The sequence below is a fragment of the Desulfuromonas svalbardensis genome (assembly GCF_055389415.1).
This window is the reverse complement of sequence record NZ_AP042416.1, coordinates 130,477-142,004: the sequence shown is the minus strand read 5'-3', so window position 1 is coordinate 142,004 and position 11,528 is coordinate 130,477. Positions and strand designations below refer to the sequence as shown.

Genomic DNA, 11,528 nt, shown 5'->3' with positions numbered 1-11,528 from the left:
TATTTAATTAACATCTAACCCAAGGAGAAATATTTTATGAAACTTTATCTTAAGGCGGCAACCTACCTATTAGTTTTGGCTGGCACTCTTATCCTTTCTGTCGGTTATGCTCACGCTCTAGTTGATGCGACAGAACCTTACGAAATTCTTAATATCGCTAAAGGTTATGGCTCTGCAACGCTTACCACTGATTCACAAGGTGATCCGAAGATCAAAGGTCGTATTGATGGAACTCAATATGGCATTTATTTTTATGGCTGCAACGATGACAATGAAGATTGTGATGATATCCAATTCAGCACAGCTTGGGCTGGAATCCCTGTCTCTTTGACACAAATTAATCGCTGGAATGCTAAGAAGCGGTTTGGTAAGGCATATCTAGATAGCGATGGCGATCCTGCAATCCAGATGACTGTTAACATCGATTATGGCGTCAGTACACGTAACCTCGAAGATTCTTTTAACTGGTGGACAAAGGTTCTTTCTGGTTTTAAAGAAGAAGTTTTAGACAAGTAATCGTTTAGATTGTAAAATTTGTAGTAATTAAAAAGTCCGCGCTGGAGCACTCTCCAACGCGGACTTTTTGTTTTGGTTTGCCAGGCTGTTGTCGCTCGAAAACAGCGATTAGTTCTTCTCCTGTTTCTTCTCTTTTTTATCCTTCTTTTGTTTCTTTTTTTCTGCTCTGAAAGTCATAATTTGTGCAAAGAGTGAACCGAATAAAAAGGCAAAGACCACCGCTAAGGGTAACGCACGTTGCCATGGATTGTTGCTAATAGAGATGGCGAACATCACCGCACCGAACGGGATGGCTGCAGCAAAAAAAAGTCTAAAAAAGTGTTTCATTGTGCCCTACCTTTAGTTGAAATAATTAGTCATCCAAGGATTGGTTATCGTTGGTGATTTGATCTGGCTGAATCACAACAATAGATTCTTTTCTTTTAAATAATCGGCCAATCACCGCAAGCACTTTCTTTATCGCGCGCCACATTTTCGGCAAAAGCCAGATTAACAGTATGACAAAAATCACCAGCGCCGCAAGAAATAATAACGGATGGTTCAAGGCAAGCCATAAACCACCAAAGACGGCTAAATCTTCGCTGATAGAGGCTGCCCAGTTACTGACGGGTTCAGGTGAGGTGTTGATCATCACCCGTGATCCTGCTTTAGTGGCATGGGTTGCCGCACATAATGATCCACCGACAATAGCCGCTGCAAGGCTTATGGATGGGTCAACATTTCCTGTTGCCGCTGCCGCAAGGGCTGCACCCGCCGGAATACGGATAAAGGTGTGTATCGCATCCCATCCCGTATCAACGCCTGGAAACTTATCAGCAAAAAACTCAACCGCGTACATCAATGCACTGGCACCAATTACCAATGGTTCCTGCACAATCTGCATCGGTTCAGGCAGTGGCATGGTACCTGAACTGCCCATTAAACCTAAAACAAGGATCGTTGCATAGAGGTTGATGCCACTGGCCCATGCGGCCCCCATGCTTAAGGCGATTGCAGCACTAATTTGTTCAAGATGTTCCATGGCTTTGAGTATCCTTTATTGTGGTGGCGCTTGAGGTCGATCCGTAGTTCTTTTCTCCTCTTTAGCCACTTTTTTCCGTGGTAACCGGGGCGGTAATTTACGCCATAGTCCCTGAGTGCTAAAGCATGTCCAGCCCCATTGTACCCACTTTAATAGCGCTAATGCTAGCCAAAGAGCCCAGAAAAGCATTAACAGTCGATAAATATACATGGGCACGGAAAGGGCCCATGCTTCGGGTAAAAAGCCATTGGAGCGATCTTGAAACCAATTAAGCGCCCAAGCACTGGATCGATTACCGACAATTTGCATCTCTGGCAATCCCAACAGCCCTTGTTGAATCGCGCCAATAATTGTGATCATGGTGATGAAGCTTAGGGCGATAAGGAGCATTTGACTGAAATTAAAGCGCCATGCTGAATTGAGTTGTGCCACATGTTTTTTTCGCAAGCCTAGCAGCAGAAGCCATGCTGCGACAGGGATCAATGCAGGCAGACTGGCTTGACTTAATCCGGCGAACAGAAGTAACCAGTGCCACCAGCGTAAAGGGGTGAAGCGCATGCGGCCAAGAATGAACGCTAGTGCGGTAACGACAAGCAGTACCCCCCAAAACAATACTGCTGGGCCAAGAATAGGGCCACCGGTAAAAAGGGTCCAGCGGTCTTGAGGCAGCATGAGGCTGATCGTTGAATTCACATTTTTGCCACCGAGGTGAATTTGTGGTGTTCGCGTGATCAGGTCAATGCCTTGATTTTGTTGCCATGTCAGTTCGAGGCGATGAGTACCAGGTGGCAATGGAATGGTCACTAACAGGTTCTGCTGTTTAATCGGTTGAGATTGTCCGTTAAGGGTAACTTGTTCCAGCCGTGCCTGAGTTGGCAGAGTGATGACATGGTCACTGCCTTGACTGGTGCGCAAATTGAGCGTTAGTTTGACTTGCGTGGTGCGCTTGCCCGGAGTCATTTCGAGGTGACTGTTATCTATGGTGACGGTTTGCCCTTGAATACCAGTAGGGCGGCTAATGTCGAGGGTTAATTTTTCATTGCCCCACGGCCGCCATTCCGGCTGCCAACGACCATTTTGATAATGATGAATAACGGGAATACCTGAACTTTTAACATGCCAAATGGGCTCAGCAATCAATTGCCAGATCTCGGTAAATTGATCATTGTTTCGCGCTAAAAGTTCTAATTGACTGGTTGTGTCGAGACGAGAGTTCCAACTAAAGGTGCGCGCATTTGGCGCTAAGCTGATCAGTGCTTGATGATCAATGACTTGAATGCTTGAACTGGTAATCTGTTCATTTTGTAACAGTGGAATTTTAATCAGAGCGGCGCTGCCAAGCTGACTTAAGCGGAGCACGGTTGTTTTAACCTGCCAATTGTGACCGAGATGCAGTTCACGGCGGACCTCGACAAAGGGTGGAATCACACCCGCTTGAATCTGCTTATCATTGCGAGTGGTCTGTCGTGTTAACTCAATGGGGCCATGACTGGCTTCACCATCTTTAATCCCCGTTATTTGCCAGTTAGCTGCTGTAATGCGAACCACCCCCGCCGCCATAGGTAATGGCAGTTGGATTCTCTGTAGGGCTTCTGGCACAGACGCATAAATTTCGAGGATGTGCTCCCCTTGAGGGATTCTTGCCCACAGATCTCCCCGTTTGTCGCGGTAAAGCGCTGCCTGATCGCTTTGGTCTAGGCGGGCACTATTCAAGGTGAGTTGTTTGTTTGGCAGTGGTAATGGAACTGCGCTGTTCGTCTGGCTATGGAATGTCATCCGTAGGCGCAGGCGCTGCTGGTCAGCACTGATCTCTAGCTTGTTCAACGCAGTACAGTTCGGGCTGCAACTCGCAGGCTCCATTAACCGTAGTTGTAGTTCCTCTAAGAGCTCTGGTGATGGAAATGCAGCTTGAGCCTGCGTCGGTGGTAATGAAAATAACGCGGTTGCCAAGGCGAGTAATACCAGTGCTGTCGAGCTCGGCTTCGTTACCGATCTTTTCCATCGAGGCAATGGTCCAGGAGTTAATAAGCGCAAGAACAGTAGGGCCATAAGAAGTACGCCACTGAATAATAGCAGACGGGTCGCCAAAGGTGGCAGCAAGTAGAGCTTCAGAGGTTGGTCGGCTGTAACAGGGCCATTCCATGATAGTTGGATCTGTCGCCACTGCCAATGCGGGATTCCTGGACCGGTCTGAACTTTTAGATCTGGATCGTACTGTGGAATGAGTCGCTTCGGTTCACGTGCTTGTGATGCCATCTCGCCATCGGCCATCGACATGACCCGACTCTCCATCCTACTTTTTGATTGTACAGGGAGTGCTGTAACGGCAACTCCAGCACCGTAACCACTTGAGTAGGAGGAGTTCGCTTCAAGCTGTGGGTAGAGAGCGCTACGTATTTGTTGTACCGAAAAGGTTAAACCGAACACTAACAGAAGGAGTAGCCCCGCATTACGGTACCACTGGGTAAGCTGTTTAAAGTGCCCCTCTGGCAAAACACGTAATAGAGCAATAGGGATTAATACATTTAACCAAACAAGTTGAGGCGCATTGGGTTCGTGATAAATTAAAATCATACCGATCAAAGCCCCCAGTCCGGCAACAACACCCCATAATCGCCAAAAGCTCAAAGCTAAGACAAGGACAACAAAAATGTCGAGTAGTGACCAGCTGCGTAACCATGTTGTTGATGCGTTATCAGGACCGCTGGCCTCTAACAGTCGCCAGCCAGGGGGAAGGTTAAGTTCTGTCTGTAGTGAACCCATATTGATTTTCCAGCCCACCGCAGAAAGAGAGTTGACGTTTTCTGGATTGATTCGACTTTCGGCCTCAAGCTGAAGCGCTCCTTGGCGTAGTTCAACCCCAGCAGGAGCTTGCAAATCAAGGTGGGTAATAAATTGATCCTGATTGTTGATGCTGACGCGACCAAGTTCAAGCGTCGCATTTGCTTCAAGGCGCGAACTGTTGGTGAGTTGACCGCTAATAGTATCTTTAGCCGTGTAGCCTTTACCGTCAAAATCGAGCCAAAGAGTCCGTTGCAGATGAAGTTGTTCGGGCGCGGGATCGCTATCACCACGTTTACGAGTGGTCAAAGTGAGTGGTTGTTCGGGAGTCATCAGGTATGCTGGCAGCTGTTTCCACGCGGCAGGCATGGAGGTTTGAGCAGGGTCAATCGCTGTGCCTCCATCAATGGTCACTACACGTAAATTGTTACGAGTTTGGATCGACCAAACTTCATTTTCGGCCCAAGGGCCCTTCGGGTCGGGCATGGTCAAGGTGTCAATGGGGCCAAGATGACGCGCAACGAGGTCAATGGACCAATTACCCGGTTTGAGTTGTATGCGTAGTGTGCCGTCACTTTCAAGGCGTGCAGGAAGTGGGCTTTTGAGCGCAAGGGGGGTAAACCCAGGCGCTAAAACAATCCCGGTACGAACTTCACGCGCTTGGCCTGAAACTTCCAGTTGTAGCCGTGTGGTTAGTTGGAGGGGGATTGTGTCGCTCACATGGCGAAAAACCCGAAAATGGATCTGATCTTGTTCTGTTTTCTTTTCGAGATCGGAGCCTTTGTTGAGCCATAGTAGACCACTTTGGTCGAGTTGCGGTTGAAGAACCAACGCACCGTTGCGGGTAAGTTTAATCAGCGCCGTATGGGGATCAATCGCTATATTCTTTGGCATTGTCTGCCAACGGAATTGCCCCTTGATGATGTGTTGACCCGCTGGGACTTGAACCATTGGTCTGTTTTTGCCGTAGGTGTTTTCATCACTGCGCATTACCAAGGCGGGTTCACCGTTTAATGTTACCTGTTGTGGCCAATGTTGGCTATTGCCAGGCAGTAGCAACCACTGTTCACGATCCATCTGCCAGTTTTGTTGAAACGTCGCGCCAGCATTGTTGATCGTCAGGGTCAATTCTCCCGGCCAGCGACAACGGCGCTGGTCGTTATTTGGCCAAACGGTGGTACAGGTTTGATCCTCTTGCCCATATAGAACCCACTCTTGCCACGGTGCTAATTCAGCGGGTATTTGATCTGATTGAATGGGGGCGCTAAAGACTGAGAGCGGAGTAAAAAGCAGAAGAATAACGAGGAGTATACGGGCAGAGTTCATGAGTCCCATTCCCTTTTGAAAACGGTGACAAAAATAATTGTGCCACGGTTGGTGGGGCGCGTTTGCGAGTTAATTAGAGTAGTGCTAACAGCTGTTTTTCCGTGTGGTCTAAAATGGCAACTAGGCTCGATTCGATCTCTGTTGCCGCAGGATATTCAGCCAGGTAATTGTCACCGATGCTGCGATCAAGAAATAGAGCCGCCAATTGGTTTCGTTCAGATTTTGAGTAGCAATTATTAACACATTGGACTTGCTTGTGATTAAATGATGCTTGTTGATTTTTGGGGATAAGGATCTGTGGGATTTTATCGCTGAACAGCGTAAAGGCACCAAAGAGGGTTTGGCTTGATTTCGGGTCACGATTTACAGCGTGACGAGTATTCATGCATAAAATACCTGAAAACAGATAAAAAAGCTCTTGGCCCATGGTTGGATAGCGTTTCAACGTCTCATGCAGTGGTTCGGCTGTCGCCCGATCGAGAGCCGCAAAAAAAGAGTTAAATAGCTGAGTATAACGATAGGCAAGATGGCTGGATTGTTGCTCTGAGGTTTCATGCATTGTGTTACGAGCCGCCTTATGAAAGAGGGGTGCTACATAATGAATATAACGATTTATAGTAGGCCATTTGACACATTAAGGAAAGAAATTCCTCATAAATTAGCGCATTGCCCCAAGCTTTCGTAATAATGCATCAAGTAAGCGAGCGGGAAGAAAGCGACGGCAGGTTGCCAGAACATAGGTTGGTAGGGTGACGAAATAACGGGGCTGTGGTCGTGGTGACCGCAATGCATGATGCACACGCTTCACCACATCTTGAGGTGTTCCAGTAAAAGGGGTCGGATGATCGCTGGCGGAGTAATAGCCAGTGATTTTTTGGTAATGATGGCGATGAGAACTCTGTTGCCAGTCAACATCGTTGTTAAAAGCTTGTAGGGCATTATGACGAAATTGACTCCGAATCGGCCCGGGTTCAATGAGGCTTACTTTGACATTGGAGTGGTGTAGTTCGAGACGCAGTGTATCGGTCAGCCCTTCGAGAGCATACTTACTGGCGTTGTAAGCACCTTGCCACGGAAAGGCCACTAAGCCGAGAACGGAGCTGATATTGACAATTCTGCCACCACCATCTTGGCGTAGTAACGGTAACAGCCCACATGTGAGTTGATGGGTACCAAATAGGTTGACGGCAAACTGTTGTTCAAGGGCGCTACGGCTGATATCCTCTACGGCACCGGGTTGGCCATAGGCGGCATTGTTGATCAGGGCATACAGTTGGCTGCCACAGCGGCGGTGAACGGCTTCAATGGCTGTCACAACTGAATCCTCATCGGCAAGTTCGATGGTTAAGGTTGCCAGGCCTAATTTGTTTAGGGCCTCATGATCTGTAGCAGTGCGAACTGTCGCCAGAACCGTGTAGCCATGTTGTTGCAGCGACAGGGCCAGCTCCTTGCCAATTCCCGATGACGCCCCCGTTACGACGACCCACTTTTTTACTGAATCTCCCCCCTCACTCATGGCGTAAGCACTCCCTCAATTTCGCGTGAGATCTGGATGGCGTAATTATCCGTTAAGCCAGAAACATAATCAAAGGTTTGCCGCAGCCACCAGTCGTAACTTTGGTGGAAGTTTTTACAGGTGAACTCTTTACCCCATGCGAGATCGAAGCAGCGGCTGGAAATATATTCTAGCTCCGTGTAGTCATTCTTTTCGCATAACGATTGGATTGAAAGAACAAAGGCTTTAATGATGCGGCCAACAATTTTGTACGAGCCGATCTCGTAGCCAAGCTTGCCTCGATGGGAGAAGATTTCGATGTAGTGTTCGTTGATTTTCTTAAAACAGGCTTTGTAGTGCTCAGAAAAATCAGCCTTGATGTCACGTTCCCGTTCACCTGCCATGATGGCCTGGTAATCGTTTTTAAATACTGCAAACGATTCATTGATGAGGGCATTAATCGCCTCACCGCGCGCCATGGCCACAGGTTTCCACGTATCTTCAGGGCAACCAGCAATAGTGAGAAACAGTTCTTGTATTGGTTGTTCAGGGAATATCCCCATACTTACGGCATCCTCCATATCAAGCATGCGATAGCAAATATCATCGGCCGCTTCGGTGAGAAAAGAGAGAGGATGACGGGCAACGGTACCATCGTCACGCAACAAGCCCATTGCGGTGGACATCTCAGTAAACAACTTTTTTTCACTGTCAAAGACGTTGAATTTCTTTTTATCTTGAGCCCGATTATCATCGCTGGCCCACGGATATTTAATCATCGAGCCAAGCGACGCATAGGTCAAACGCATGTAGCCGCACTTGGGGTTGTCGCGCCGGGCTGCAAGGCGGAATCCCTGAGCGTTGCCTTCAAATAGCAACAGGTCTTCGCGTGTTTGTGGGCTGCAGCGCAGAGTGTGGTCGTCATCGAAAAAAACAAGTTGCTCATGTTTGGCGAGCCATTCGCGGATGGCGTATTCTCCTGCATGGCCAAAGGGGGGATTGCCGATGTCATGAATGAGGCAACCGACCTGAACAATCAGCGCCAGTTCATCAAAACTATGTGTTTGCTTAGGGTGTTGTTGTTGTAAAAAGTGTTGAACTTTTTTACCTAACGAGCGACCAACGCTGCCAACCTCAATGGAGTGGATTAAGCGATTGTGGATGTGATCATTGGGCGCCAGAGGGTGGACCTGTGTTTTCTTGGCTAAACGACGAAACGGTTCACTAAATACGGCACGATCATAGTCGGACTCAAACTCACTGCGTTCGGCGGGTTGATCGCTGGAGTGTGCTTTTTTGTCGGGCTTTTGACCAACGCGGTCGTTTGATAGCAATGCTGGCCATTGGAGTTCGATTGGCATAGAGATCCCTCGTTAAAAGTGAGGTCATAGCATAAAAGGTTTTGGCTGTGGATGCAAAAGAAACTCGGATTGTTTTAGTGGGTAACGGAATAGACAGCATAGAAGTGGTTATCTTGAATTGAGAAAACCTAGATCATGAATCATGAACAGGAAGTGTGATGGTAAACTGCGTCCCTAGACCTAAGGTTGTATCCACCATAATTGTTCCGTTATGTTTCTGGATGATATCGTGTGAGATGCTCAGTCCAAGACCAGTGCCTTCTCCCGTTTGTTTTGAGGTATAGAACGGTTCAAAAATGTGGGAGAGATGCTCTGTTTGAATTCCCTCCCCAGAGTCACTAATGCGGATATGTACAGCCGTGTCATACCAGGTTTTAATTGTAATTGTTCCATATTCTTGAATCGATTGAGCGGCATTAAGCAATATGTTCATAAATACTTGGTTGATTTGTTGAGGAATACAGAGAACGTTTGGTAGTTTTTCAAGGTCGAATTGGATATCCGCTTTATCCTGTAAGTTTTTCAAGGCGACTTGGACAGTGCTGTTGAGGCAGGCGTTTATGTCTGTAGGGGTGGGTTTTGAAACCCCTTCATTTGAAAAAAGCTTTAGGTTGCTGATAATCTCTTGGATTCGTTCAAGACCCTCAAGAGATTCTTGAAGGAGTTTCGGGCAATCCTCAAGAATGTAATCTATTTTTAAATCTGACTGACATTTTGTTATTTCTGAATCCGCTGCAGGTTTAAGGACCTGAGATTGTAGTTCAATGAAGGTTGATACGTTTTTTACATATTTGGTGAGTGAACCTAGGTTGCTTTTGGCAAAACTTAACGGGTTATTGATTTCGTGAGCGACCCCTGCCGCGAGCTGACCTATGGTCGCTAGCTTTTCATTTTGCACGAGTCGACTCTGCGCTGATTTGAGTTGAGCGTTTGAATAAGATAATTCGTCGCACGTTTGCTTGATCTCTTGTAACAAGGACTGCCGTTCCATGGAATAGCTCATACTTGCAGCTAGCGTACCCCGTGTTAAATCCCCTTTTTCTAAATAGTCTTGTGCTCCGCTGTGGATTGCAAAGCGGCCCAGACTTTTCATGTGGCAGCCAGTTAGAACGATAATCGGTGTGTTTGGCCAGATACGGGTAAGCACTTCAACGACATTGACGTCCTTACTGTCCGGTAAACCAAGGTCAGTAATGATGACATCAAAACGGCTAGATTCGCTGTGTTGAGAGCCTTCCGCTAAGGATGTCGCCCATGTTAAGTGAACTTTCGGATTGATGCAGAGAAGTTGTTGCACTGACTGAGCATCAGCGTCATCGTCCTCTATAAGCAAGATGCTTGTTTCATCAAAGCGTTTCACAAATTATCCCCTTGATACGAGTCCACCCCCAGGGGCTGTGGATGGACTCAGGATTTATAACTTCTTTATTATAGTGTCACAAGTCTTATGTCTAATGCAAATATAGATGGGCGATATTATTAATTATTCTCTAAATTATCCCCGGCTATGTGAGTTCTATTTTTCTTGCCAGACCGGGGGGCGTTTTTCGAGAAAAGCTGTCACCCCTTCGGTTGCGTCCTGTGTTGCGCATAGGGTCGCAAACAGGTCATCCATGGTGTCGAGCCCTTGATCATAGTGGCTGCTGTCAGCGAGGCGGTTTAAGCCCTCTTTACCAATTTGTAGGGCTAAAGGACTTTTTTTAGCTAACTTTTGAGCCAATTTATCACACGCATCGTTAAGCTCATCGTCGCTAACGACCTGAGTGATAAGGCCTAATTCGAGGGCACTTTGGGCTGAGATAATGTCGCCTGTTAACACCATCTCCATGGTTTTCTTACGGCCAATGATGCGCATCATGGGGGCCGCAGGGCCAAGGCAGATTAAACCAACATTGATCGCCGTGGTTCCGAAAGATGAACTGTCGGTAGCAATGGTGAAGTCGGTCGCAAAGGCTAATCCTGCTCCGTTTGCCAGCGCATAGCCCTGAACGGCAGAGATGGTAATGGTCTTCATTTTTGCTAGGGTGTGGTAGAAGGCATCGATCTGATAGAGGAAGTCGCGAAATTCATTTTGACTTTTATCGTCAAATTGATCGAGAGAGATTCCGGTCGAAAAGTTTTTACCGTTGGCTTTGATGACGATCACTAAAATATCAGGATCGTTCTCCATCTCCCATAGCGCAGAGTCAAGTTGTTGGGCAAAGGGGATTGTGAAAGTGTTCATGGCATCGGGGCGGTTTAATGTGATGGTACCAAGTCGTCCTTGTTTGTCCGTTTGAATAACCTTGTCGTGCATAATGCCCTCCTCTTGAATAAATATAACACTGTTATTTTATTTAAGAATAACGCAGCACTAAGAATCTGACAATGATATTAATGTTGTGATTGCCTTGATATAGTCTTAAAGGAAGTGGCGTAAAAACTGCTGTGCCGCATGAAACGGGTCTTCTGAAGAGATAATCGCTGAAATTAATGCAACCCCTGTTGCCCCCGCCGTCAAGACAGTTGGTACTCGCTCCGGGGTGATTCCACCGAGGGCAAATATGGGCAGTGACGTGTTATGACAAACCTGATTGAGGGCATCAATCCCTTGTGGCGCGCCATATTGCGCTTTGGATGGGGTGAAAAAGATAGGGCTAAAGGTGATGAAGTCTGCCCCGTGCGCTTCGGCTTGCAAGGCGCTCTCAAGACTGTGTGTTGAAGCCGCAATGAGTTTGTTATCGCCGAGTTGCTGCCGCGCCTCAAGGACACTCACTGACGTTTCAGTGAGGTGAACGCCATCAGCGTCAACCGCTAAGGCAATATCGATGCGATCATTAATGAATAATTTGGCATGATATTGACGAGTAAGCTGACGTAATGATTGGGCGAGGGCTAACAGGTCAGCGGTTGCTAGATCTTTTTCACGCAACTGCACAGCCTTGACGCCGCCCTGTAGGGCCGCGTCAATTGCGCTGTGTAATGTATGGTTCGGATGAACCTGATGACGGTCGCTGATTAAGTAGAGCGAAAAGTCGACATCCATAAC

10 protein-coding genes are annotated in these 11,528 nt (G+C 47.3%); 1 reads left to right on the top strand and 9 read right to left on the bottom strand.

Features of this window, described 5'->3' with window-relative positions; genetic code table 11:
* The first annotated feature begins 36 nt into the window (after positions 1-36).
* Entirely contained in the window at positions 37-516 is a 480-nt protein-coding gene (locus ACZ5KY_RS00700; RefSeq protein WP_464241990.1) for a YbjN domain-containing protein, read from the top strand.
* A gap of 108 nt (positions 517-624) precedes the next feature.
* Here the strand turns inward: ACZ5KY_RS00700 and ACZ5KY_RS00695 are convergent, their stop codons facing one another.
* The 9 genes from ACZ5KY_RS00695 to thiE all read right to left on the bottom strand — a co-directional run bounded on the left by ACZ5KY_RS00695 (position 625) and on the right by thiE (position 11,525).
* Entirely contained in the window at positions 625-843 is a 219-nt protein-coding gene (locus tag ACZ5KY_RS00695; RefSeq protein WP_464241989.1) for a hypothetical protein, read from the bottom strand.
* 25 nt (positions 844-868) lie between these two features.
* Positions 869-1,537: a DUF4126 domain-containing protein gene (locus ACZ5KY_RS00690; RefSeq protein ID WP_464241988.1), complete on the bottom strand. Its 669-nt coding sequence runs from the start codon at positions 1,535-1,537 to the stop codon at positions 869-871.
* Between the two features lie 15 nt (positions 1,538-1,552).
* Entirely contained in the window at positions 1,553-5,644 is a 4,092-nt protein-coding gene (locus ACZ5KY_RS00685) for a hypothetical protein (RefSeq protein WP_464241987.1), read from the bottom strand.
* Positions 5,645-5,717: 73 nt separating this feature from the next.
* A complete protein-coding gene (locus ACZ5KY_RS00680) occupies positions 5,718-6,203 on the bottom strand; it encodes a hypothetical protein (RefSeq protein ID WP_464241986.1) in 486 nt (161 codons plus the stop codon).
* 99 nt (positions 6,204-6,302) lie between these two features.
* Positions 6,303-7,160, bottom strand: a complete 858-nt coding sequence (locus tag ACZ5KY_RS00675) for an SDR family NAD(P)-dependent oxidoreductase (RefSeq protein WP_464241985.1) — start codon at positions 7,158-7,160, stop codon at positions 6,303-6,305.
* Positions 7,157-8,500 (bottom strand): dGTP triphosphohydrolase, encoded by a 1,344-nt coding sequence (gene dgt, locus ACZ5KY_RS00670; RefSeq protein WP_464241984.1) that lies wholly within the window; start codon positions 8,498-8,500, stop codon positions 7,157-7,159. The genes ACZ5KY_RS00675 and dgt overlap by 4 nt, the downstream gene beginning before the upstream one ends.
* 133 nt (positions 8,501-8,633) lie before the next feature.
* The gene (locus ACZ5KY_RS00665) at positions 8,634-9,860 is read right to left on the bottom strand and encodes a hybrid sensor histidine kinase/response regulator (protein WP_464241983.1); all 1,227 of its coding nucleotides are present in this window, start codon (positions 9,858-9,860) and stop codon (positions 8,634-8,636) included.
* A gap of 156 nt (positions 9,861-10,016) precedes the next feature.
* On the bottom strand, positions 10,017-10,796 hold the full coding sequence (locus tag ACZ5KY_RS00660) for an enoyl-CoA hydratase/isomerase family protein (RefSeq protein ID WP_464241982.1): 780 nt from the start codon (positions 10,794-10,796) through the stop codon (positions 10,017-10,019).
* Positions 10,797-10,901: 105 nt separating this feature from the next.
* Positions 10,902-11,525 carry a thiamine phosphate synthase gene (gene thiE / locus ACZ5KY_RS00655; protein ID WP_464241981.1) on the bottom strand — a complete coding sequence of 208 codons (624 nt, stop codon included), beginning with the start codon at positions 11,523-11,525 and terminating at the stop codon, positions 10,902-10,904.
* Positions 11,526-11,528 lie beyond the last annotated feature (3 nt).

Bases quoted from the DNA above. Each gene is read 5' to 3' on its own strand.
- ACZ5KY_RS00700 (WP_464241990.1), top strand. From the start codon at position 37: ATGAAACTTTATCTTAAGGCGGCAACCTACCTATTAGTTTTGGCTGGC.
- ACZ5KY_RS00695 (WP_464241989.1), bottom strand. From the start codon at position 843: ATGAAACACTTTTTTAGACTTTTTTTTGCTGCAGCCATCCCGTTCGGT.
- ACZ5KY_RS00690 (WP_464241988.1), bottom strand. From the start codon at position 1,537: ATGGAACATCTTGAACAAATTAGTGCTGCAATCGCCTTAAGCATGGGG.
- ACZ5KY_RS00685 (WP_464241987.1), bottom strand. From the start codon at position 5,644: ATGAACTCTGCCCGTATACTCCTCGTTATTCTTCTGCTTTTTACTCCG.
- ACZ5KY_RS00680 (WP_464241986.1), bottom strand. From the start codon at position 6,203: ATGCATGAAACCTCAGAGCAACAATCCAGCCATCTTGCCTATCGTTAT.
- ACZ5KY_RS00675 (WP_464241985.1), bottom strand. From the start codon at position 7,160: ATGAGTGAGGGGGGAGATTCAGTAAAAAAGTGGGTCGTCGTAACGGGG.
- dgt (WP_464241984.1), bottom strand. From the start codon at position 8,500: ATGCCAATCGAACTCCAATGGCCAGCATTGCTATCAAACGACCGCGTT.
- ACZ5KY_RS00660 (WP_464241982.1), bottom strand. From the start codon at position 10,796: ATGCACGACAAGGTTATTCAAACGGACAAACAAGGACGACTTGGTACC.
- thiE (WP_464241981.1), bottom strand. From the start codon at position 11,525: ATGGATGTCGACTTTTCGCTCTACTTAATCAGCGACCGTCATCAGGTT.